General features: G+C 68.9%; 20 protein-coding genes. 9 read left to right on the forward strand and 11 right to left on the reverse strand.

Translation table 11 applies throughout. The features are described 5' to 3' along the window. Nucleotides 1-78: 78 nt before the first annotated feature. The 3 genes from ACFOD9_RS00530 (at nucleotide 79) to ACFOD9_RS00540 (ending at nucleotide 2,826) form a co-directional block, all read left to right on the forward strand. Entirely contained in the window at nucleotides 79-741 is a 663-nt protein-coding gene (locus ACFOD9_RS00530; RefSeq protein ID WP_379508124.1) for a nitroreductase, read from the forward strand. Nucleotides 742-869: 128 nt separating this feature from the next. Then, the gene (locus tag ACFOD9_RS00535; RefSeq protein ID WP_379508125.1) at nucleotides 870-2,417 is read left to right on the forward strand and encodes a flavin-containing monooxygenase; all 1,548 of its coding nucleotides are present in this window, start codon (nucleotides 870-872) and stop codon (nucleotides 2,415-2,417) included. Nucleotides 2,418-2,445: 28 nt separating this feature from the next. Next, nucleotides 2,446-2,826 carry a VOC family protein gene (locus ACFOD9_RS00540; protein WP_379508126.1) on the forward strand — a complete coding sequence of 127 codons (381 nt, stop codon included), beginning with the start codon at nucleotides 2,446-2,448 and terminating at the stop codon, nucleotides 2,824-2,826. 65 nt (nucleotides 2,827-2,891) lie between these two features. Here the strand turns inward: ACFOD9_RS00540 and ACFOD9_RS00545 are convergent, their stop codons facing one another. The 10 genes from ACFOD9_RS00545 to ACFOD9_RS00590 form a co-directional block, all read right to left on the reverse strand. Next, on the reverse strand, nucleotides 2,892-3,680 hold the full coding sequence (locus tag ACFOD9_RS00545) for an enoyl-CoA hydratase-related protein (RefSeq protein WP_379508127.1): 789 nt from the start codon (nucleotides 3,678-3,680) through the stop codon (nucleotides 2,892-2,894). Nucleotides 3,681-3,808: 128 nt separating this feature from the next. Continuing rightward, nucleotides 3,809-4,684 carry a sterol desaturase family protein gene (locus ACFOD9_RS00550; RefSeq protein ID WP_379508128.1) on the reverse strand — a complete coding sequence of 292 codons (876 nt, stop codon included), beginning with the start codon at nucleotides 4,682-4,684 and terminating at the stop codon, nucleotides 3,809-3,811. Continuing rightward, nucleotides 4,681-5,739, reverse strand: coding sequence for a MarR family transcriptional regulator (locus ACFOD9_RS00555; RefSeq protein WP_379508129.1), 1,059 nt, complete (start codon nucleotides 5,737-5,739; stop codon nucleotides 4,681-4,683). The genes ACFOD9_RS00550 and ACFOD9_RS00555 overlap by 4 nt, the downstream gene beginning before the upstream one ends. A gap of 134 nt (nucleotides 5,740-5,873) precedes the next feature. Beyond that, nucleotides 5,874-7,511: a flavin-containing monooxygenase gene (locus ACFOD9_RS00560; protein ID WP_379508130.1), complete on the reverse strand. Its 1,638-nt coding sequence runs from the start codon at nucleotides 7,509-7,511 to the stop codon at nucleotides 5,874-5,876. Between the two features lie 118 nt (nucleotides 7,512-7,629). Beyond that, nucleotides 7,630-8,412: an SDR family NAD(P)-dependent oxidoreductase gene (locus ACFOD9_RS00565; RefSeq protein WP_379508131.1), complete on the reverse strand. Its 783-nt coding sequence runs from the start codon at nucleotides 8,410-8,412 to the stop codon at nucleotides 7,630-7,632. A gap of 53 nt (nucleotides 8,413-8,465) precedes the next feature. Continuing rightward, nucleotides 8,466-9,197: an SDR family NAD(P)-dependent oxidoreductase gene (locus ACFOD9_RS00570; RefSeq protein WP_379508132.1), complete on the reverse strand. Its 732-nt coding sequence runs from the start codon at nucleotides 9,195-9,197 to the stop codon at nucleotides 8,466-8,468. 153 nt (nucleotides 9,198-9,350) lie between these two features. Next, nucleotides 9,351-10,157: a sterol desaturase family protein gene (locus ACFOD9_RS00575; RefSeq protein ID WP_379508133.1), complete on the reverse strand. Its 807-nt coding sequence runs from the start codon at nucleotides 10,155-10,157 to the stop codon at nucleotides 9,351-9,353. A 105-nt stretch (nucleotides 10,158-10,262) separates the two neighbouring features. After that, complete coding sequence (locus ACFOD9_RS00580; RefSeq protein ID WP_379508134.1) at nucleotides 10,263-11,654, reverse strand: aromatic ring-hydroxylating oxygenase subunit alpha; 1,392 nt, start codon at nucleotides 11,652-11,654, stop codon at nucleotides 10,263-10,265. Nucleotides 11,655-11,850: 196 nt separating this feature from the next. Beyond that, nucleotides 11,851-12,381: a cupin domain-containing protein gene (locus ACFOD9_RS00585; protein WP_379508135.1), complete on the reverse strand. Its 531-nt coding sequence runs from the start codon at nucleotides 12,379-12,381 to the stop codon at nucleotides 11,851-11,853. 182 nt (nucleotides 12,382-12,563) lie between these two features. Next, nucleotides 12,564-13,250 (reverse strand): VOC family protein, encoded by a 687-nt coding sequence (locus tag ACFOD9_RS00590; protein WP_379508136.1) that lies wholly within the window; start codon nucleotides 13,248-13,250, stop codon nucleotides 12,564-12,566. A gap of 151 nt (nucleotides 13,251-13,401) precedes the next feature. On the opposite strand from ACFOD9_RS00590, the gene ACFOD9_RS00595 reads away from it, so the two are divergent. The 6 genes from ACFOD9_RS00595 (at nucleotide 13,402) to ACFOD9_RS00620 (ending at nucleotide 22,413) form a co-directional block, all read left to right on the forward strand. Beyond that, nucleotides 13,402-14,646, forward strand: coding sequence for an AAA family ATPase (locus tag ACFOD9_RS00595; protein ID WP_379508137.1), 1,245 nt, complete (start codon nucleotides 13,402-13,404; stop codon nucleotides 14,644-14,646). Nucleotides 14,647-14,755: 109 nt separating this feature from the next. Next, nucleotides 14,756-15,832, forward strand: coding sequence for a ParB/RepB/Spo0J family partition protein (locus ACFOD9_RS00600; protein WP_379508138.1), 1,077 nt, complete (start codon nucleotides 14,756-14,758; stop codon nucleotides 15,830-15,832). A gap of 142 nt (nucleotides 15,833-15,974) precedes the next feature. Next, nucleotides 15,975-17,312, forward strand: a complete 1,338-nt coding sequence (locus ACFOD9_RS00605; protein WP_379508139.1) for a replication initiator protein A — start codon at nucleotides 15,975-15,977, stop codon at nucleotides 17,310-17,312. Nucleotides 17,313-18,146: 834 nt separating this feature from the next. Next, nucleotides 18,147-20,456 carry a TonB-dependent receptor gene (locus tag ACFOD9_RS00610; RefSeq protein ID WP_379508140.1) on the forward strand — a complete coding sequence of 770 codons (2,310 nt, stop codon included), beginning with the start codon at nucleotides 18,147-18,149 and terminating at the stop codon, nucleotides 20,454-20,456. 267 nt (nucleotides 20,457-20,723) lie between these two features. Next, entirely contained in the window at nucleotides 20,724-21,512 is a 789-nt protein-coding gene (locus tag ACFOD9_RS00615; RefSeq protein WP_379508141.1) for an enoyl-CoA hydratase-related protein, read from the forward strand. A gap of 94 nt (nucleotides 21,513-21,606) precedes the next feature. Further along, nucleotides 21,607-22,413: a thioesterase family protein gene (locus ACFOD9_RS00620; protein ID WP_379508142.1), complete on the forward strand. Its 807-nt coding sequence runs from the start codon at nucleotides 21,607-21,609 to the stop codon at nucleotides 22,411-22,413. A 31-nt stretch (nucleotides 22,414-22,444) separates the two neighbouring features. Here the strand turns inward: ACFOD9_RS00620 and ACFOD9_RS00625 are convergent. Continuing rightward, a partial coding sequence (locus ACFOD9_RS00625; RefSeq protein ID WP_379508143.1) for an SDR family oxidoreductase occupies nucleotides 22,445-23,284 on the reverse strand: 840 nt, incomplete at its 5' end.

Below are 23,284 nucleotides of genomic sequence, written 5' to 3' on the forward strand. Positions count from 1 at the left end.
ATTGGGTGGATGATTGCACCCGGATCGCGGCAGGGCAAGTGCCTGGCCGCCCGGGCGCGGACGGAAGGGGACTTGCGAATGAACGTCAGCGAAGCCGTGGCCAGGCGCCGCTCGATCCGGGCTTTCCTCGATACCCCGGTCGATGGCGCGGTGCTGCGCGGCGTGCTCGAAGCCGCGCGCCGCGCGCCGTCGGGCGGCAATGTCCAGCCGTGGCACGGCGTGGTCGTCGCCGGCGATCCGCTCACCGCCCTGATCGCGCGGGTGGCCGAGGCCATGGCCCGCGGCGAATCCTCTGCCGACTATGCGGTCTATCCGCCCGACCTGCCCCAGCCCTACCGCGCCCGCCGCTCGCTCTGCGCCGAGGAGATGTATGGCACCATGGGCATCACGCGCGATGATCGCCCGGCCCGGCTCGCCCATGTCCGGCGCAATTTCACCGCCTTCGGCGCGCCGGTCCTATTGTTCTGCCACACCCCCCGGCTGATGGGTCCGCCGCAATGGTCGGATCTGGGGATGTGGCTGCAAACCATCATGCTGCTGCTGGTGGAGGCGGGGCTCGATAGCTGCGCGCAGGAAGCATGGTCGTCGCACGGCGGGCTGATCCGCGCCGAACTCGGCATTCCCGACGATCACGTGCTGTTCTGCGCGCTGGCGATCGGCCACGCCGATCCCGCCGCCCCGGTCAACGCCACGGTCACCAGCCGCGCGCCGCTGGATGAAACCGTTCGCTGGCTCGGGTGACAGGAAATCCCCCCACAGCGCCGCGACGATGACCACCGCCCGGACCCTGCCAAGTCCTTGACAATGCCCCCCGCCCCGGGCGCACTATCCCCAGATGACCGGGACCGCCCGGCACCCAGGAGTGGATGATGACAGCAAGCCAGCCAGTGCACCGCACCGACGTGATCATTGTCGGCGCGGGGATCTCGGGCATCGGCGCGGCGGTCCAGCTCGGCCAGCAATGTCCCGGCAAGTCGTTCGTCGTGCTCGAAGCGCTGGAAAGCTTCGGCGGCACCTGGCTGGTCCACAAGTATCCCGGCATCCGCTCCGACAGCGATCTCTACACCTTCGGCTACCGCTACAAGCCGTGGACCGGCCAGCCGATCGCCACCCGCGCCGAGATCCTGCGCTACCTTGGCGAAACGATCGACGAATTCGGCGTGGCCGACCGCTTCCGCTATGGCCGCAAGGTCCTCTCCGCCGCCTGGTCGAGCGCGGAAAACGCCTGGACCCTCACGGTCGCCAACACGGCCGAGGGCACCACCGAAACCTATGTCGCCAATTTCCTGTGGTCCTGCCAGGGCTACTATCGCCACGAACGCGGCCACACCCCCGAATGGCCGGGTTTTGACAGCTTCGCCGGCGAGGTGATCCACCCGCAGACCTGGCCGGAAGACGCGGATCTCGCCGGCAAGCGGGTGGTCTGCATCGGCTCGGGGGCCACGGCCGCCACCCTCATCCCCAGCATCGCCGACACCTGCGCCCACATCACCCTGCTCCAGCGGTCGCCCACCTTCTTCACCATCGGCCGCAACACCGACGAACGCGCGCGCGAACTCTTCGCGCAAGGGCTGAGCGAGATGGAGGTGTTCCACCAGCTCCGGGCCGAGCGGCTGGAGGGCGCGCGCGTGCTCGCCGAGCGCTCGTTCAACGATGTCGAGAACCTGCGCCGCGACCTGATCGACGGGGTTCGCAAGTATCTGCCCGAAGATCTCGTCGAGGCCCATTTCCAGCCCCGCTACAAGCCCTGGCAGCAGCGCATCGCCTTCATTCCCGATGCCGACATGATGGAGGCCTTCGCGCAAGGCCGCGCCTCGGTGGTCACCGACCAGATCGACCATTTCACCCCCGATGGCATCCAGCTCCAGTCCGGCCAGTTCCTCCCCGCCGACGTGGTGATCACCGCCACCGGCTTCGACATGGCGGTGATGCCCGGCGTGCCCTTCACCGTCGATGGCGCGCCGGTGGACTGGTCGCAGACCATTTCCTACCGCGGCACCATGTTCGCCGGCGTGCCCAATCTCGCCTGGGTGATGGGCTACTTCCGCGGCTCGTGGACCTTGCGGGTCGACCTGTTGTGCGATTTCATCTGCCGCCTGCTCCAGCGGATGGACCGGCTCGGCGCCGCCCGGGTCGATGTGCGCCCCACCCCGGAAGACGATGCCCTCCCCCGCAAGGACTGGATGGACCTCGACGTGTTCAACCCCGGCTATCTCCAGCGCGCCCTGCCCCACCTGCCCAGGCGGCTCGATACCCCGCGCTGGCGCCACACCCAGGACTACCAGGCCGATCTGGTCGACCTGCCGGCGGTGACCTTCGAGGAACCCGAATTCATCTACACCGCCGCAGCTTCAGGCGCCGCGCCCGGCGGCCATCCCGGCGGCAAGGCCAGCGCGGCCGCCCCGGCCGAAGCCTGACCCTTCCTTCCCGCAAAGGACCGCCCCCATGCCCAGCTATGCCACCGTCGGCTCCAACCGCATCGAACAGGCCCGTGCCTTCTACGACGCCCTGCTGGCCACCGCCGGCTACGAGAAGGCCTTCGACCATCCCAGCGGCGGGCGGATCTATCGCGGCCCCGGCGGAATGTTCGGCGTGCTGCGCCCGCATGATGGCGGCGAGGCCAGCTTCGGCAATGGCCAGATGACCGGTTTCGCCATGGACAGCCGCGCCGGGGTCGATGCCTTCCACGCCACGGCGCTCGAAATGGGCGGCACCTGCGAGGGCGCCCCGGGCCTGCGCGGCGGCAACTCCACCTCCTACTTCGCCTATGTCCGCGATCTCGATGGCAACAAGCTCTGCGCCTTCTGCTTCAAGCCCGAAGGCTGAGGCGGGCCGCGCCTCCGCGCGAAATTGAATCCCGCCTTTGGTCGCCAGGCTGAACGAAACGGCCCCTAGCGCCCGGTCCAGACCGGCGCGCGCTTTTCCACGAAGGCGCGCGGGCCTTCGCGGAAATCCTCCGAATTTCGCAGCGCGCTCATCCGCTCGGCCACGAGCACCCGTCCGGCCCCGTCGTTCGCAGCCTGGAGCGAACGCATCACCCCCAGCGAGAACTGCACCGCCAGCGGGCCGTTGGCCGCGATCGTCTCGGCCAGCCCGCGCGCGGTCGCCAGCGTTTCGCCCGGCGCGACCAGGCGGTTGACCAGCCCGAACCGCTCCAGGAACCCCGCATCCACCGGCGCGCCGGTGACCACCAGCTCGTTGGCCACGTTGCGCGGGATCATCCCGGCGATCCGCTGCAAGCCCCCGCCCGCCGCGATCAGCCCCTGCTTCACCTCGGGCAGGCCGAACAGCGCGGCGCTTGAAGCCACGATCAGGTCGCAGGCCAGGCACAACTCGAAGCCGCCGCCCAGCGCCTTGCCTTCCACCGCCGCGATCCAGGGCTTGGTCCGCGCCGCATAGACCAGCCCGGCAAAGCCGCCCGATGGCGTCTCGATCCCCTTGCCGGTGCCGCTCGCGGTCGCGGCCAGATCGGCCCCGGCGCAGAACATCCGCTCGTCGCACGAGGTCAGGATCACCGCGCGCACATCGCGGTCGGCCTCGATCGCGCGGACGATCCGCTCCATCGCGTCGGCCGCCTCGACATTGATCGCATTGCGCTTCTCGGGCCGGTTGAGCGTCACCAGCGCGATGTTGGCGCTGAGCATTTCCAGCAATACCGGCGGCGCGGCTTCCCCTGACATATGGCCCTCTCCCTGCGGACTTGTGCCTTTGGCCCAACCGTCGCGCAGAAGCGCGGCGGGGACAAGCCCCGCCGCGCCGCAAGGTCCATCGGCCCGGCGATCACATCGCGCCGGGCCGGGATGAAGGATCAGGCCTCGGCCGTCTCGGCCGCCGCGGCCTTGCCCGCAACCTTGCTCGCACCATTGCCCGCACCGGCCGCCTTGGCCGGCTTGGCCGGGCGGCGGTTCTTGCCCCAGCCCTGGCCGGTGTCGAGGCTGCCGAACAGCCAGTCGTAGAACAGGCTGATCGTGGCGAAGTTGCCGGAATCGAACCGCTTGTGATGCACGTGGTGCATATCGGTGGCATATTTCAGGTAGCGATAGGGCCAGTGGCCCACGTCCTGGCGGTCATGGTTGTGCAGGTTGATCTGGATGAAGGCCACCGCGGTGATGATGATCGTGATCACGTCCAGCCCGCCCATCGCCAGGCCGAGCGCCAGGATCACGGCGGCATAAAGCCCCTGCCCCATCAGGTTCTCGATCGGGTTGAGGTAGCTGGAATCCATCCGGCAGGGATTGTGCTGCTGGTGATGGGTGGCATGGACCCACAGCAGCGGCCCGGGGCCGAAGCCGCCATCATGAAACAGGAAGCGGTGCACCAGGTAGTAGAAGAAATCGTAGACCATCAGCACGATGAACACGTCGAGCGCGATCTTCCAGCCCGATTGGGTGCCGGTGGTGGCCACCAGCGGCACCGCCAGCACGAAGATCAGCCCAAGGCCAAGGATGCCCCAGGCGCCGCTGCGGTGGCTCACGGCCATGTAGTTGGCGCGGTCCTTGCGCTGGGCGGCGGCCTCGCGGTTGAGCCGGGCGGTGTCGCGGAAGCCCGGCGCCAGCCGCAGCAGGCGCCCGCCCACCAGCGGGATGAGCGCGGTCATCACCATGGTCAGCAGGGCCAGCTTCCACTGGTAGATGCCGGAAACGCTCAGCGCCTCCGGGGTGAGCAACATGGTCAGGTCGGTCACTGTCTTGTCCTCGCAAGGTTCGTGAGTTGTTGGGCAAGAACCCGGGCGCCCGCGGGGCCAAGGTCGGCGAGCAATTGCTCGGAAAGGCTCTGGATGCGGCGGCGCAGCACCCGCGCGGGATCGTAGCGCCCGGCCACGCTGGCATACCAGCCGGCCATCCCCTCGCTCAGGAGCGCGAACCGCGCCTCGCCCAGCACCGAGCGGATTTCGGCCTCGATTTCCAGTTCGCTGCGCCGCCCGGCGGCAACCAGCGCCTCGCCCTGCGGCGACAGGCGCAGGAACAGCTGGCGCGCATCGTCGGGATCGGCCAGCCGCTCGATATGGCCCAGCCGCTCCAGTTCGGCGGCGGCGAGCGCCACGGCCTGGCGGGTCACGCCAAGGATCGCGGCCAGATCGCGGATCTGGCCGATCCCGCCGGCGATCAGGCCGAACACGTGGCCGGCGCTGTCGCCCATCGGGGTGAACCCGGCGGCGACCAGCTCGGCGCCGATCCGGTCCCGCGCGAAGCGGCCCAGCGGCGGCACCAGCAGCACCAGCCGATCGCGCCCGCCCTCGGGCAGCGGCCCGGCCACGGCCGGCAGGGCGCGGCACAGGTCGGCCAGCGCCTCGGCCATGGCATCGAGCAGGAGCGCGCCCACCGCGCCCTCCACTTCGCCCAGCACGCCGCGCGCGGCGCGGCGCCCGTCGCGGATCAGGGCGCGGCCGCGCTCGCTCAGCGAGAGCAGGGTGGAGCGGCTGTCCGCCGGATTGGGCCGCCGTTCGATCAGCCGCCCCTCGTCCAGCTCACGCAGCACCCGGCTGCACGCCTGCTTGGAAATGCCCAGCGCCTCGGCCAGCTGGCCGGGCGAACAGCCCCCCTCCCCCAGCCGGTAAACGTAGTCGACATGGGCGAGGCTGAGCTTGCCGTAAGTGCCCTCGGCCTCCAGCCGCTCCATCACCCCGCGCAGCACCGAATGGGTCGCCAGCATCACCTGGGCAACAAGGCGCGGCTCGGCGCCTGGAGCCGAATCAACCTGGGCCGAATCAGACAGGGTGTGGCGGGCTGCCTCGCTCATGGCAATTTGGTAACACGCACTTGCACGAACTGACAAGCATGATTTACCAAATCCGCTACCCGCGCGGAAATGCGAAGGACGCCGCCCGCGAAAGGGCAGCGCCATCACGGCACCAGTCGAATCGGATCGGCCGGTCAGGCCAGGGCGAAGCTGCGGTAGCCCCGCGCCGCCTCGGCGTCGCAATGCGCCTTGTAGGCCGGGAACCCGCCGACAAACAGCAGGATCGCCCGCGCCTTGCCGGGGATATTGGCGCCCAGATACCAGTTGTCGCCCTTGGCCACCATGCTCGGCCCGGCCAGCTCGTCGATCAGCCGGCCCCACTCGGCCTGCGCCGCCTCGCCCGGCTCCATCGTGGTCACCCCGCGCCGCTCCATCTCGGCGATGCACTCGGCGAACCATTCGACCTGCTGCTCGTTGGCGGTGATGACATTGGCCAGCGCCGAACAGCTCTGCGGCCCGCCAACCATGAACAGGTTGGGAAAGCCGGCGGTCATCATGCCCAGGTAGGTATGCGGCCCCCGCGCCCATTCGTCCTTGAGCGACCGGCCTCCCCGGCCCCGGATGTCGATCCGGGTGAGCGAGCCGGTCAGCGCGTCGAACCCGGTGGCAAAGACCACCGCGTCCACCGCGTAATGGCCGTTCTCGGTCTCGAACCCGGCCTTGGTAAAGCGCTTGAGCGGATGGCGATAGAGATCGACCAGCGCCACGTTGGGCTGGTTGAACATCTCGTAGAAGCCGGTCGCCAGGATCAGGCGCTTGGTGCCATAGAGCGTGCGCGGCGCCAGCGCCTCGGCGGTGGCGGGATCCTTCACGATCTCGGCCACCTTGCCGCGCAGGAACTCGGTCGCCAGCATGGATGAACGCTCGTCGGTGAGCAGGTCGGTGAAGGCGCGGTGCAGCGCATAGCCGCCATAGGCCCAGGCCCGCTCGAACACCGCCTTGCGCTCCTCCGGCGTCACCGCCAGCGCCGAGACCGGATTGGCCGGCAGCACCGGCTCGGCCGGCGGCAGCGAGGCATACATCACCGCGCCGGGCTGGGCATTCCACTGCGCCCGCAATTCGCCATGCCGCGCCCTGACCTCGGCCCGCTCGGCGGCCCCCAGCGGGCGGTTGCCGGCCGGCACGATATGGGCCGGCGTGCGCTGGAGCACGTAGAGCTGCTCAGCCTCACCCGCCAGCGCGGCCGAAACCTGCACGCCCGAGGAGCCGGTGCCCAGCACCGCCACCCGCTTGCCGGCAAAGCTCACCGGCTCGTGCGGCCAGGCGCCGGTGTGATAGACCTCGCCGGCAAAGTCCTTCAGCCCCGGAAAATCGGGCAGGTGGGTGGCGAACAGCGGCCCGGTGGCCATGATCACCCAGCGCGCCCGCCAGGCCCGCCCGTCGCTGGCAGTCAGGGTCCAGCACGCCGCGTCCTCGTCCCACACCGCCGAGGCCACGCGGGTATCGAACCGCATCGACCGGGCAAGGTCGAGCCGGTCGACCACGAATTCGGCATAGCGCAGGATCTCGGGCTGGGCGGCGAAGCGCTCGGTCCAGTCAAACTCCTGCTGCAGCGCGTCGGAGAAGCTGAACGAATATTGCAGGCTCTCCACGTCGCAGCGCGCGCCGGGATAGCGGTTCCAGTACCAGGTGCCGCCCGGGCCGGCCCCGGCATCGAGCAGCAGGGCGTCCAGCCCCAGCCCGTCGCGCAGCCGCGCCAGCGCGTGGATGCCGCCAAAGCCGGCGCCCACGATCAGCACGTCCCGCAGTTCCGGCGCTTCGCCGCCAGCCATCATCCCGCTCCGGTCAGCCTTGTTCCATGCCGCCAATGTGGCGCGCCCGCCGCCGCGCCGCAATTGCCGTTTGCCCCCGCCCGCCATGCCGCCCCGGCATAGCGGGAAGGTGGCCCGTTCACGCCGGCGATTGCCCGTCGTCGGCCTTGATGCAGGTGCCGGTCACATAGTCGGAGGCCGGCGAGACCAGGAACAGCAGCGAGGAATCCAGCCCCTCCGGCTGGCCCAGCCGCTTGCGCGGATAGGACTGGAGGAAGCCGTCGCCCACCTGGGCCACCATCGCGTCCATCATCTCCGAGGCGATCGCGCCGGGCGCCAGCGCGTTGACGTTGATCCCGAAGCCGGCCCATTCGCGCGCCAGAACCTCGGTCATCCGCACCAGCCCGCCCTTGGTCGTGGCATAGAGCGCCGCCCCGCGCGCCGCGCTGTAGGTGAAGGCCGCCATCGAGGAGACGTTGACGATCTTGCCCGGCGCCCCGGCCGCCATCAGCCGCCGCGCCACCTCGCACGAAAGCACCCACGGCCCGCGCAGGTTGGTATCGATCACCGCATCCACCTTCTCGGGCGAAAGTTTGGTGGCATAGTGGGCATCGGGCAGCCCGGCATTGTTGACCAGGATATCGACCAGGCCCAGTTCCGCCTCGATCCGGTCAATCGCCGGCGCGATGGCCTCGCTGCGCGAAACGTCCAGCGCAACGGCCAGCGCCGTGCCGCCATCGGCGCGGATTTCGGCAGCCAGGGCTTCCAGCCGGTCCGCCCGCCGCCCGGCCAGCGCCACCCGTGCCCCGCAGGCCGCCAGCACCCGGGCAAAGCGCAGGCCGATGCCCGAACCCGCCCCCGTCACCAGCGCGGTGCGCCCGGCAAGGTCGATCGAAAAGTTCACCGGCGGATCGAGCGGCATGGTTTCTCCCTGGCTGCGGTTCCGGCCCCGGACTTTGCGGGGTCCGGTCGGTTTCAGTAATAGGTCCAGCCGCCGTCCACCGCCATCGCGGTCCCGTGGACGAAGCTCGATTGGGCCGAGGTCAGGTAGAGCACGGCCTGGGCGATTTCCGCCGGCTTGCCCAGCCGGTGCTGGATCGCCGAGGCCGCCAGCCGTTCGAGCGCGGCCTCGGGCAGGACGCCGGTCATCGGGGTCTCGACCAGGCCGGGGCACAGGGCATTGGCCCGGATGGCCGGTCCCTGCTCCATGGCGATGCACTTGGTCAGCTGGATCACCGCCGCCTTGGAGACGGCATAGGCGAGATTGTCGGCCATGGGCCTCAGCCCGGCGATCGAGGCGAAGTTCACGATGGTCCCGCCCCCGGCCCGGTGCAAGGCCGGCAAGGCCGCGCGGCAGACCAGCATGGTGCCGGTGAGGTTGACCGCCAGCACCTCGTCCCACTGGGCAAGGGTTTGCCCGGCAATGCCGCCTTGGCGCAGGATGCCCGCCGCGTTGACCAGCCCATCGATGCCGCCCAGCGCCGCCTCGGCCGTGGCCATGGCGGCATCCACCGCGGCCTCGTCGGCAACGTCGGCGGGCAGCGCGGTCGCCCCCAGCCGCGCGGCCATCGCGTCAAGCGCGGCGCCCGGCCGGTCAAGCAGCGCCAGCGCCGCGCCTTCCTGGAAAAACAGCTCCGCCGTCGCCGCCCCGATGCCCGAAGCGGCCCCGGTGATCACGATGCGGCGGCCCGCCAGCGCATTGGCCATGGCTCATTCCCTCCCCTTCCCGACTGGTCCCTGCCCCGCCCCCTTTTCCGGGGTGCCGGTTCGCCGGCTCTCGCGGGGTTTCGCCCTGCTTGCGCCAGATCGGGCGCCCAAGTCCAGAGCGCCCCGTGCCGTAGCCCGGTCAGGCGCGCCGGATCACTCGGCGGCAGCGGTCTGCTTCGGGCGCCGGAACAGGCCCACCCGGCCTTCCTTGCCGCCCTGGCCATGGTCCAGCGTGCCGAACAGCCAGTCGTAGAACAGCGAGATCGTGGCGAAGTTGCCGCCGGTGAACACCCGGTGATGGTTGTGGTGCATCACCGCCATCGTGTTGAGATAGCGGAAGGGGAAGCGGTCCGCCGTCCACAGGTCGTGGTTGTGGAGGTTGATCTGCTGGAAGGCGACGAAAGTGATCACCACCGTGGCCGGGTGCACCGGGCCAAGCAGCAGCGCGATGGCCAGCACGCTCAATCCATAAAGCCCGGTCCCGAAGAACAGCTCGATCGGATTGAGATAGGCGCCGTCCATCCGGTTGGGCACGTGCTGGCGGTGATGCACCGCATGAACCCACAGCAGCGGGCCGCCGAAGAAGCCTTCATCGTGGAACAGGAAGCGATGCCCGAGGTAGTAGAAGAAATCGTAGAACATCAGGATGACGAACACGTCACGCGGGATGGTCCACCAGGGCGAGGGCGCCAGGGTCATGGTGAAGGGCAGGATCACGCCCCACAGCACCACGGTCGCCACCTTGCTCCACCCGCCGATCCGCTTCATCACCTCGCCATACTTGGGCTTCTGCAGCTTTCGCATGAAGTCGGCGCGGTTGGCCTCGGCCACGGCGCGGAAGGTCGGCACCAGCAGCGCCGCCCGGCTCACCGAGAACATGGCCACTTTCGCGGCGAGATAGGTGAAGAGCGCGAGATCCCAGCGGAAATGCTGCAGGAACGCGGCAAGGGTAGGGTTCATCGTAACACTCGCTTGTGCCTGTTGGCGCCGCCCTGTCGGGCGCCCGGGATAGCCATCGGGAGATGTGGATCGGCAGGTGCCCTGTCAATCCGGATCATCCGGCGATCATGATCCATCGTCCCCGCGGAACGGCACCGGCGCTCCGGTGCCCATGTATTCGGCCAGGTTGCGGTGGAAGTTGATCACCGGCTTTTCCTGGAGCGGATTGGGCACCAGCCCGCGCAGGGCGTTCTGCTTCATCCCCTTCTGGACTTCCGGCATATTCTGGAAATCCTGCGCCAGCACCAGCGCCCAGCCCTGCTGGGTCATGTCGGGCTGGTAGACGTTCTCGGTGCGCGGTTCCTCGCCCTCGGGATAGCGTTCGAGCGCATAGGCCTCGAAGATGCAGCTGTCGGGATCGTCGCCGTTGGGACGGGCGCGATAGCCCAGCACGTAGGTCAGCCCGTGGAGGAACACGGTGTTGGGGAAGATGTGCCAGTCGGTGCCCGAGGCGGCATAGTGCGCCGGATCGACCGCGGGCCATTCCACCCCGCGCCGCGCGTCCATCTCCCGGGCCATGTCCATCATCTTCTGGGTCGCCTCGGCGCCGTTGGCCGTGTCCGGCAGGACATCGACCAGCTTGCGCGAGGCATCGACCAGGGTCTGGGTGGTCAGCGTGCCGAGGCCCACCGTGGTGTTCATCAGGTCCATGAACACCGCCACCTCGACCCGCGGATCGCGCCCCGGCTTGGCATCATAGCCGGGCGATTCCTCGGACCGGGCCATGGTGATCCGGGTGGAATTGCCGAAGCAGCTGTGCTTGCCATCAGCCCGGCTCCAGCTGTGGCAATCCGACCAGCGCAGGAACTGCGGGTGGCTGGTGCCCACGTGGTAGCCTTCCATGAAGGCTTCGAGCGCGACCTTCCAGTTGCACGGAAAAATGAGCCACTGGCGCCACTTGTAGCGCATCTTGTCGAACTCGAACGGATCGAGCCAGCCGGGCACGGTCTCGAGATATTCGGCCAGCGAAGCGGCCGCCGGATCGGGATCGGGGTTGACGAAGATGAACCCGCCCCAGCGGTCCCAGCGCACCGGGCGCAGGGCAAGGTATTCGTCCTTGAGCGCCCCGCCCCACTCCTCGCGGTCAATCACCTTGTCGTTGCTGCCATCCAGGTTCCACTGCCAGCCGTGGTAGCGGCAGTAGAACTTCTTGGCCTTGCCGCAGCCCTCGGTCAGCCGGCGCCCGCGATGGGGGCAGACGTTGTGGTAGGCGGCGATCCCGTCCGGCCCTTCGGCCTTGCGGATCACGGTGATCGACAGGTTGGCGACATCGTAGGTGACGAAATCGCCCACATTGGGGATTTCCTCCTCGCGGGCCGCGATCTGCCAGACCTTGCTCCACAGCCTGTCTCCCTCGGCGCGGGCATAGTCGCGCGAGATGAAGGCCTCGACAGGAATCATCACCGCCTCGTCACCCACGGTGGAAACCGGCGGCGTCACTTTGCCCACAACTGTCATGGCATCGATCCTCTGGCTTTTTTGCTCTTCGCCCCGGCCGGTGGAAGGCCGAAGGCGCTGGGCGGATCGTGCGGCAAACAGGGCCGGAATGAATTGATCGGGGTCAAATGCGCCCGCCCCGGCGGGCCGGTGCCAGGGGGCTGGTGCCCCACGATCCGAGACGTAGTCCAGCGCAGCCAAACGATAGTTCCGGATCTCAGACGTTAAGCGCGGGCCGCCTGGCCGTGGGCCAGGCCTCGCGGTTGTCGAGCACCTGCTGCACCGCCTTGTCCCACCAGGCCGTACCCTTGACCAGGTTCACGAAATTGACATGGCCGGCATGGCGGAATTCCAGCACTTCCACCCCTTCCGGGCCAACCTTGTAGGTATAGGGCACGTCGCAGGGGACGAAGAAGGTATCGCGCGGGCCAAGGTCCTCGGTCCCCAGCCGCAGCGAGCCGGAAACGATGAAATAGAGGCAATCGGCATCGTGGCTGTGCAGCGGCAGCGGGGCATTGGGCTTGAACCAGGCGTGCATCAGGCTGAAGCCGGGCAGGTTGGCGAGCACGCGGATCTCGTCGGCATCGCCATAGCCTGCTTCCATCAGGCGGCGCAGCCCCGCACCCTCCGGGCCGTCCGGGTTCTCGACATGGATGCAGCCGGATTCGACCAGGCTTGGCGCATCGGCGGCGCGATGAATGGTGATGCCGGGGTGGGTGGCGGCGGGGGCGGCGGTATCTTCAGACATGGCGGCGTGCTCTCCAACGGATCGCGGTCATCGCCCGCAAGGCCCGGATTTGCGGGCTTTCGCGCGATGCCGGCGGATGATTCCCGGCTGGGGCGATTGTGCGGCCTCGCCGCCGGGCTGGCAATCGTGATGTCGGGCACGATGTCAGGCATCAGGCCGGGCGGAAACTCGGGCGCCGCCCCTCAGTCGAGCGTGCCGGCAAGGTCGGCGCGCTGGGCCAGTTCGATCCAGTTGCCATCGGGATCGCGCAGCATCGAATAGCGCGCGTGGCCCGGGGTCAGCGCCGGCTCCCAGCCCACCCGCGCCCCGCCGGCCAGGGCCGCGTCATGAGCCTCGGCCAGGCGCATCACCTGGATCGTGGGATAGCGCCAGCCCGGCCCGGCCAGCCCGGCCAGCCCGGCGTCTTCCGGGGCATCGGCGCCTTCCTCCACCAGCAGCAGGCTTTCCCCGCAGGCAAAGCGCCCCGGCACCACTTCGGCCAGCCCCAGCGCGCCCGCGAAGAACCGGCGGTGCGCCGCAAGGCTGCGGACCACCATCCGCATGGCAAGGCCGGTCACCCCCTCGTGGCCGGGCGGGACCAGTTCCACCCGGTTGCCATCGGGATCGCGCAAGCGCCGGGGCGCCGCCAGCCCCGCGCGGGCCACCACCAGCACGCGCCAGCCGGCGAGCGGCGCATTGGCCGGCGCGGGCTGGCCGACGTTGAGCTTGATCGAGCTGCCGGCCAGGGCCAGCCGGTGCTGCGTCCCCCCGCCGGCCAGCGCGAACTCGCGCTCGAACCGCGCGCCCAGCTCGCCCTCCCAGAAGGCGCGCGAAAGCGCCGGATCACTGGCGGTCGCCGCGAAATCCAGCGTCGGTCGGGCAAGGCGCATCTCGGGGGTTCCTTCGTCCGTGGTCGTGGCGTGGTCGAGGCCCGATTGTGGCCGGGGCCGGCCCTGAGGACAAGCCCGGCCGCGCTCTCGACTGAATGAGAACGAGGTGATATGCGCGCAATCTCATTCAAATCCGTATTGCGAACCAGCCATGCATTCAGAAGTCGAACGGATCGCGGAAATGGCGCAAGCCGGCGAGCGGATGATCGACCGCCTGCGCCGCCAGGCCTTCCTGCCCGAGTCGCGCAAGGGGCTGCACCTGCGCTTCGGCATCGCCGAGGCCGCCGCCTTGCTCGGCTGCTCGACCAACCGCATCCGCATGGCCGAGGATGATGGCCGCCTGCCCCCACCGCCGGCAACCGAAAACGGCCGGCGCCCGGGCTATTCGATCGAGGACCTGCTCAATATGCGCGAGGTGCTGGGCGCCTCCCCGGCGCGCGGGCCGAACGACCAGCCCGCGATCGTGGCGGTGCAGAACTTCAAGGGCGGGGTCGGCAAGTCCACCGTCACCACGCACCTGGCCCACTATTTCGCGGTCAAGGGCTACCGGGTGCTGGTGGTCGATTGCGACAGCCAGGCGACCACGACCACCCTGTTCGGCTTCAACCCGCATTTCAACATCACGCGGGGCCAGACGCTCTACCCCTACCTCTCGATCGACCCGACCCAGACCGACCTGCTCTACGCGGTCCAGAAAACCCCCTGGCCCAATGTCGACCTGATCCCCTCGAACCTTGAGCTGTTCGATGTCGAGTATGAACTGGCCGCCGCCGGGGCCGATGGCGGCTCGGTCCTCGCCTCGCGCTTCCGCAAGCTCAAGGCCGGCCTGCAGGACCTAGGGCGAAACTACGACGTGGTCCTGCTCGATCCCCCGCCGGCGCTGGGCACGATCAGCCTGGCGGTGATGCAGGCGGCCAATGCGCTGATCGTCCCGCTGGCGGCGACCACGCCCGATTTCTGCTCCACGGTCCAGTTCCTCTCGATGATGGACCAGGTCACCGGCCAGCTCGCCCAGGCCGGGATCGACGTGCACTACGATTTCGTGCGCCTCCTGTGCTCCAAGTTCGATTCCAACGATCCCAGCCACGCCATGGTTCGCACCATCATGGAGCAGACCTTCGGCCCGGCCCTGCTGCCGGTGCCGATCCTGGAAAGCGCGGAAATCAGCCACGCGGCGCTGCGGATGATGACCGTCTACGAGCTGGAGAAGCCGATCGGCACGCCGCGCACCCACAAGCGCTGCAAGGCCAATCTCGATGAAGTGATGGTCCAGGTCGAACAGCTGGTCCGCACCGGCTGGGGCCGCAGCCTGAAGGTTGACGAGGACCTGCTGGTCAATGGTCCGGCCGGTGGGCTGGCGGCCAGTCCGGGCGGGGGGGAGCCGGTCCTTGGCTGACGCGGCTTTCCTACAGGCATATGTTCTGCATATGTTCCGGCGAATCGCCACCCCCTCCCCTGCCCTCCCGGCCGGTTCCATCCCCGGCCCTTCGATGCGGAGCTGATCCATGGCACGCAAGCAGTCCGACTATCTCGCCGCCCTGCTCTCCGGGGAGCAGGACCAGCCCGCCGAGGCGGAAGCCCCCGGTTCCGCCGAAGCCGAGGCCCAGGCCCAGGCCGCGCGCGAGGCCGCCCGCGCCGAACGCCCGCGCGGCACTACCCTGCTGGGGCGCGAGAGCGCGCTGGCCCGGGTCGCCAGCGGCGAGGTCCGCCAGGTCACACAATTGCTGCTCGATCCGGCGCGGGTCCGGGTCTGGCCGGGCAATGCGCGGTCCTATGCCCACCTCACCGAGGAGCACTGCCGGGAGCTGATCGATTCGATCATCGCCGAAGGGGGCCAGAAGGTGCCGGCCGTGGTCCGCCGGGTGGAAGGCGATCCCGACCACGACTACGAGGTGATCGCCGGCACCCGCCGCCACTGGTCGATCTCGTGGCTGCGCGCCCATTCCTGGCCGGAGATGCAGTTCCTCGCCCAGGTCGCCCAACTGGACGACGAGGCCGCCTTCCGCCTGGCCGATCTGGAAAACCGCGCCCGCAAGGACGTTTCCGATCTTGAGCGCGCCCGCAACTATGCCCGCGCCCTTTTCGATCACTATGGCAACCACCAGGGCCGCATGGCCGAACGGCTCAAGGTATCGAAGGGCTGGCTGTCGAAGCTGCTCAAGGTTGCCGCGATCCCCGATGCCGTGGTCGCCGCCTTCGCCAGCCCGGCCGATGTCCAGCTCAAGCCGGCCTATCCGCTGGCCCAGGCGCTCGATGATCGGGTGGCCGCCCCGGCGATCCTGCGCGAGGCCAGGGGGCTCGCCCGCGAGCAGCAGGAGCGCCGCGAGGATGGGCGCCCTGCCCTGCCCGCCGCCGAGGTGATCCGCCGGCTGATCCATGCCGGCCACGATCGCCCCAAGGCCGAGCCGCGCGTGCTCGAAGGCGCCTTCGGCCGTCCGGCGGTGACCGTGCGAAACGCCACCCGCGCCGGTATCACCCTCCAGCTTCACGCCGGCCACGGCCTCTCCACCGACGCCCTGATCGACCGGGTGCGCGATGCGCTGATCGCGCTCGAGGACGAAGGCATGGGGCTGCAGCGGTGAGGCCCGGCGGGCCGCGCCCAGCCTTCGTGACAGAAGTTTCCCCGGGGAAACTTTTCCGGTCGGCGCCCCCTGCCCCTGCCCCCGCCACCGCATCGGCTTCCGGCCCCTGCCCCGCAAAAAGTTTCCCCGGGGAAACTTTTCGATGAGCGCCACCGGCCCCGGTTCCCGCAAGGGTTCGAGCGAGCAGTTCGACCTGTTCCTGCCCTATATCGCCGACCTTCATTTCCGCGATCAGCGCGAGATGATGGAGCGGCCGTTCTTCAGCCTGGCCAAGTCCAAGCGGGTCAAGCCGATCGACTATACCAGCCCCGACGGCCAGCTCTGGGTCCACGTCTCGGCCAACCCCGACTATGGCATGGCCACGATCTGGGACGCCGATATCCTGATCTACTGCGCCAGCGTTCTGGCCGACATGGCCCGGCGCGGCGCCAACGACGTGCCGCGCAAGCTCAACATCATGCCCTACGACCTGCTGCGCGCGATCGGCCGGCCCACCACGGGCCGCGCCTACGAGCTGCTCGGCCAGTCGCTCGACCGGCTGGTGGCCACCACGATAAAGACCAACATCCGCGCCGAGGCCGGCCAGCCAGCCGGCGCGCGCGGGCGCCGCGAGGCCACCTTCTCCTGGCTCGACGGCTGGACCCAGCTGGTCGACGAGCGCACCGAGCGCTCGAAGGGCATGACCCTGGAGCTGTCCAACTGGTTCTGGGAAGGGGTGCTGATGAAGGGCGGGGTGCTCGCCATCGATCGCGCCTATTTCGACATCACCGGCGGGCGCGAGCGCTGGCTCTACAAGGTGGCGCGCAAGCACGCCGGCGGAGCCGGGGAGGGGGGCTTCGCGATTGCCATGCCCACCCTGTTCGAGAAGAGCGGGGCGGAAGGCGAATACCGCCGCTTCAAGTTCGAGCTGCTCAAGCTGGCCGAGAAGAACGCCCTGCCGGGCTACGATCTCTCGGTCGAGCAGGGCAGGGGGGGCGAGCCCCTGCTGCGGATGCGCCGCAACGACACCAAGGGCGCCGGCCTGACCCTGACCCCGGTTGATTTCGCCGAGACCCCGGCGGGCGGGGCTGGCGATGCGGCGGCCAACGGCAATGGGGCAGGGGAGGGCGGCCCGGCGCCGGGTGCCGCCTCCGCCTTTACCCCAGCATCTCCAGCGCCAGCGCCAGCGCCGAAAGTTTCCCCGGGGAAACTTTCCGAAGCCCGGGGCGCACCAGTCGATGTGCTGGGAGTCGACGTGCGGGCGCTGGTGCGCGGCACGGTGGCCGGCCTGTCGGATGCCGCCAACCGGGGCTACATCGCCGACGAGACCTTCGACCTCCTGCGCCGCGAATGCCCGGGCTGGGATCTCCACGCGCTCCACGCCGAGTTCGAGACCTGGGTGGCCGGCAGCGCCGAGCGCACCCCGGCCAACTGGCAGAAGGCCTTCATCGGCTGGGTCCGCCGCCACCACGAACGCCATCGCCACACCCTGCGCGGGTGAGGCCGCCGGCCGTCATGCCCGGCCCGTTGCCCGGCGCCCATTCTCTCCGCACCCCATCCTGTTCCCGATGTGTCGTGCCGCCCACCAGCCACGCGGCGGACCGGGAAGCGATCCGCCCATTCCGGCGATCGGCGCGGCGCGATTGAATCACTTTGGGGGCACATGGCCGGAAACTGATTCAATCCGAGCCGTGCATTCGCCCGCCCACACGCACCGTCGACACATCCGGAACGCCCCTGCGCGCGGCAGCGACACTTCGGGAACGCGCATCCGACACACCGGGAACGCCCGGCCCGACATTCCGGGAACGCCGCATCGATCCTCCGGGAACGCGGGAGAGGGCACAAATGGCGTTTTTTCAAGGACTTGATGGCCAAGGCGGGCGGCCTAACCTGTCTAACAATCCCGATAACCCGTCTAACCCGGGGATCTTTCCTGCGGAAATGGGACAAGGGGATGAAGGCCTTGCCGCAAGGGCTGGACAGAGCGGCAGCCCCGATTTTGCCCTGCAAGGCCCGCTGGGCGCATTTGCAGGGTCAGGGCGGGTCAGCCCATGCCAAGGGCCGGATCGGCGCTCCAGGGGGGCTTGCAGGCGGCCGGTTGTTCCTGTTGCGGCACAGTTACTTGCCCGGGGTTCGCGGAAATGCCGCCGCCGGGCTGGTGCGACGCGGGCACAGCACTGTTGCTTCCATGCAACTTGGCCGGAAAATGACAGGTCGGCGAAAGCCTCGTCGAGGGGTGGATACTTGACACTTGCCCCGATCGCCCGGAAGACCGGCGGCAACAACCGACCCGCCGCAAAGGCGGGGGGCAGAGGATTCCAGGGAGGATAACGTGCACAAATCGATTCTCGGCATTTCCCAGCTTGCCATTCTGGCGGCGACCGCCTTCGTCCTGCCCGGCCAGGCCATGGCCCAGGACGCACCCCAGGCTGCCGCCTCCACCGGCGGCGATGACATCGTCGTGACCGCCCGCCGCCGCGAGGAACGCCTCCAGGACGTGCCGGTGGCGATCACCGCGCTCAGCGGCGATGCGCTCCAGGCCCGCGGCATCATCAGCACCACCGACCTGGTGAAGACCACGCCGGGCCTCAACATCACCGCGTCCAACCGCGGCAATTCGTCGCCCAACATCATCCTGCGCGGCCAGCGCGTGATCGACACCTCGATGGTGCTCGACCCGCCGATCATCTTCTACGTCAACGACGTGCCCTACCTGCGGATCAACGGCCTCAACCAGGCCTTCTACGACATCGACAACGTGCAGGTCCTGCGCGGGCCGCAGGGCACCCTGTTCGGCAAGAGCACGACCGGCGGCGCGATCCTGGTCAACACCGCCCGCGCCAATACCGACAAGATCGAGGGCTATCTCAAGGCCACCGGCGGCAATTACAACCTGTGGCGCGGGGAAGGGGCGATCAACGTGCCCCTCAACGAATATCTCGCCGTGCGCCTGGCCGGCACGATCGCCCGCCGCGATGGCTATGTCCATGCCCGCAACGTGCCGGGCTACGACATGAACAACGAGCACTATGATTCGCAGCGCCTGTCGATCCGCTACAAGAAGGACGCGGTGACCAACGATCTCGTCGCCAGCCGCTTCTCGGGCCGCAGCCACGGTTCGGGCAACCCGGTGTGGATCTTCAATCCCGGTGGTTCGGCCGCCGGCAGCCAGGCCAACAAGGACTTCTTCGCCGCCGCCGTCGCCCGCGACCAGGGCGATTTCTACGGCATCATGCTGGATACCAACTCGAACACCGGGTTCCTGCCTTCGTCGAAGGAGGAAACCTGGGACATCAGCAATACGACGAACGTGGAGATCAACGATCACCTGAGCGTCAAGAACACCATCGCCTATCGCCACATCGACGCGCCGTTCAACAACGACCTCGACGGTTCGAACCTGTTCCTTCCGGCGGCGGCGGGCGACACCGGCGGCCAGGAATTCTACTCGTTCACCAAGGTCCACCAGTTCAGCGACGAACTGCAGCTCCAGGGCACCAGCGACAAGTTCGACTGGATCCTGGGCGCCTTCTATATGCTGGAGCGCGGCATCGACGGGACGACCAGCTTCCAGGGCGGCACGCCGACCACCGGCCGGTTCTCCACCGTGGCGGCGCGCAACATCTCCTATTCGGGCTTCGTCAGCGGCACCTACCGCTTCGGGCTTGATGGCCTGTCGATCAGCGCCGGCGCCCGCATCTCGCATGATGACCGCTTCGGCGAGCAGCAGCAGTACCAGCGCAACATCACCACCGGCGCGATCGCCTGCCAGTTCACCCTGACCAGCGGCGCCAAGGTCTGCACCTATCCGATCCAGACCGCGCTGACCGAGCCGAGCTGGTCGGTCAGCCTCAACTACAAGCCCAGCCCCGAGCTGCTGATCTATCTGGCCCATCGCCACGGCTACCGCACCGGCGGCGTGCAGAACCGCGCGACGACCCAGATCTCCGCGGTGCCGTTCGGTCCCGAGAAGGTCAACGACATCGAGCTGGGCGTGAAGGTGGACAAGCGCATCGGCGGCGATGCCAACATCATCGTCAACGCCGACGTCTATCGCGGCGCCTACAAGGGCCTGCAGCGCTCGGTGCCGTTCAACTCCTCGGCGGGCACTCCGGTCAACGGCTTCACCAATGCCGGTTCGGCGATCATCCAGGGGCTGGAGGCGGAAGCCACCCTGCGGGTTGGCGGGCTCGAAGTGTCCGGCAATGTCGGCTACACCGATGCCTTCTACCGCAAGTATACCCAGCAGCTCACCAGCACGGTCAGCCAGGACCTGTCGTTCCTTGATCTCGGCTTCGTGCCGAAGTGGACCGTCCAGGCCCGCGCCAGCTATACCCTGCCGCTCAGCCACGATGGCGAAAGCGCGGTGATCGGCATCAGCTACCAGTCGATGAGCTCGACCTTCACTTCCGAAGTGCCGATGCCCGCCGGCGCCTACCTGCCCAAGAACCACTCGGTCGACGCCCGCCTGGCGTGGAACAAGGTGATGGGTTCGCCGGTTGACCTGAACTTCCTCGTCACCAACCTGACCAGGGAGAAGTATCACACCTATTCGGTGAACTTCTCCAACTCGTTCGGCTATGCGGTGCGCTATCCCGCGCCGCCGCGCCGCTGGGAAGTCAGCGCGACCTATCGGTTCTGATAACGGCCGGTTCGGATAGCGCCGCCGCACGGGGCGGTGGCCAGGGAAGAGGCGGCGCCCGCGGGTGCCGCCTTTTTCGTTGGGGTTTCGGCGGCGCGCCGGCGTCTGGCGCTTGCGGCCGGGCGGCGGTTATCGCATGGCCGATGAACGCACGGGCGCAGGGGGTATTGCTTGCCCCGGTGGGGCGCTTTGGGGTTTTGGGGGGCTTGCCTTTGCTGCACCCTTGGCCACGATTGCCGCGCAGCATTTTTGAAGGAGAACGCGGACATGGACGAGGAACGCACGCTGCTGGTCGAGCGGCTCGGGGCCGTGTCGCGGCTGACGATCAACCGGCCGGAGCAGATGAACGCCTTCACCGAGGACATGGTGCTCGCCATCCCGCGCTTGCTGGAGGCCGAGATCGCGGCGGGCGCGCGGGCGATCATCCTGACCGGGGCGGGCGGGAATTTCTGTTCGGGCGCCAGCATCGGAAGCGGTGGGGGGAGCGGCGGGCCGCCAATCGCCATCCAGGACAAGATGGACCACTATTACGCGCCGCTCGCCCGGTTCCTGGCCGATATGCCGGTGCCTCTGGTGACCGCGGTGAACGGCGCGGCGGCGGGCGGCGGCGCGGCCCTGGCCCTGGCGGGCGACTATATCGTGGCGGGGCGCGGGTCTTACGTGATGCTGGCTTTCGCGCGGATCGGCCTGGTGCCCGATATCGGCGCGACCTGGCTGGTGGCCCAGGCTTGCGGGCGGGTCCGCACGCTCAAGCTGGCGCTGCTGGCCGACAAGCTGCCCGCCGAGGAAGCGCTGGCCGCAGGGCTGGTCAGCGAGGTGGTGGACGATGAGGCCGTGGCCGGGCGGGCCGAGGAAGTGGCCGCGCGGCTGGCCGCCATGCCCACGCGGACCCTGGGGGCGATCCGCCGGCAGGTGCGCGTGGCGCTGGAGGCCGGGCTTGACGCGACGCTGGCCGCCGAGGGCGCGAACCAGGCCATGGTTGCCCAGACCCGCGATTTCCGCGAGGGCGTTGCCGCCTTCAAGGAGAAGCGCAAGCCCGTGTTCACCGGCGAATGAAGCGGACGCGGGGAGGGGCGACCCCAACCCCCACCCCAACCCCTCCCCGCCGGGGAGGGGCGATTGATGGCAGGTTGAAAGGATCGGGACGGGCATGACCGAGGCCAGGGAGCCGTTTTTCCGCCGCGAGGGTGATTGGCTGGTCCCCACGAGCCAGGCCAAGGGGCCGTGGAAGGCGGGCACGCTGCACGGGCGGGTGATCATCGGGGTCCTGGCCGCCGAGATCGAGCGCCTGCACGGCGATCCCGACTTCCTGCCCGCGCGCCTGACGGTGGATATGCACCGCGCGCCGGCCATGGCGCCCTTGCAGGTGGTGACCCGGGTGGTGCGCGATGGCGCGCGGATCCGGGTGGTGGATGCCGAGCTGATCAGCGAGGGGAAGAACTGCGGGCGCGCGACCTGCCAGTTCCTGCGCCGCTCGGCCAATCCCGAGACCGAGCGCTGGCACGGGCCGGTGTGGAACGCGGCCCTGCCCAAAGTCCTGCCGCCCTGCGGCGCCGGCCCCGAAACCATGCATGGCCTGTGGGAAATGCGCTGGGCCGAGGGGCGGATGGCCGAGGCCGGCCAGCGCCGCGCCTGGATGCGCGAATTGCGCGAGACGATCGGCGGCGAGCCGCTGTCGCCGTTCATGCGGGTGGCCGCCGGGGTCGACTATGTCAGCCCGATGGCCAATTACGGGCCGGGGCCGGGCTTCGGCTTCATCAATTCCGACGTGACCATGTATCTCCACCGCCTGCCGGTGGGCGAATGGATCGGCTACGAGACCCTGGCCCACGAGGCGACCGATGGCGTGGGCATCGGCCACTGCAACCTCTATGACCGGGACGGGCGGATCGGCTGGGCTTCGACCTGCGCGCTCGCCCAGTCGATCCGCGCCAACGGGAACCCGCGCGCGGGGTAGGGCGCCGGCATGACGGGATTGGCGGGCGCGGTCAGCGGCTGGGGGGGCGGGTGATGACCGAGGGGTTGGCGATGCGGTCGTCGATGAAGGCGTCCCAGTTGGCCGCGCGGGCCACCAGCAGATCGCGCACCTGTTCGTGGGTGGGGACCATGAAGCGGTTGTGCACGATCGCCTCGGCCACCTGTTCGCCCACCACATCGGCGCCGAGCGGGGCGAATTGCGGGCCGGGGGTGTGGATCGGCAGGGGTTCGCCGAAGGAGCGGCTGGAGGCGGCGATATCGGTCATCACCGGGCCGGGGCACAGGACGGTGACGCCGATCCCCTGGGGCTTGAGATAGAGCGCGAGGCCTTCGGAAATCTGCACGATCGCGGCCTTGCAGGCGGCATAGGGCAGGCGATCGAAGGCATAGGTGAACAGGCCTGCGAAACTGGCGGTGTTAACGAGGTGGCCGGAGCCTTGCGCGATCAGGTGGGGCAGGAACACGAGGTTCGAGCGCACGACCGACATCAGGTTGATCTCGATCACCCGGCGCCATTCTTCCTCGGGCAGGGCTTCGGGGCGGCCATTGGTGAGCACGCCGACATTGTTCATTACCACGTCGATCCGGCCGAAGGCTTCGAGCGCGCAATCGCGCAAGCCCTCGAAGGGATCGGCGGCGACATCGAAGGCGAGGGCGCGGGCGCGGCCGCCGGCGGCCTCGACCAGATCGGCGGTTTCGGCGGCGCGATTGCCCGCGATGTCGGCCACGATCACCGCCGCGCCGCGCCGGGCGAGGGAGAGCGCGCTGGCCCGGCCGATGCCGCTGCCTCCCCCGGTGATGATCGCGCAGGTTCCAGCGAGGTCCATCGGCGGGCTTGCCCTTTCGGTCAG

Source organism: Novosphingobium bradum (genome assembly GCF_042646485.1).
Taxonomy (GTDB): domain Bacteria; phylum Pseudomonadota; class Alphaproteobacteria; order Sphingomonadales; family Sphingomonadaceae; genus Novosphingobium; species Novosphingobium bradum.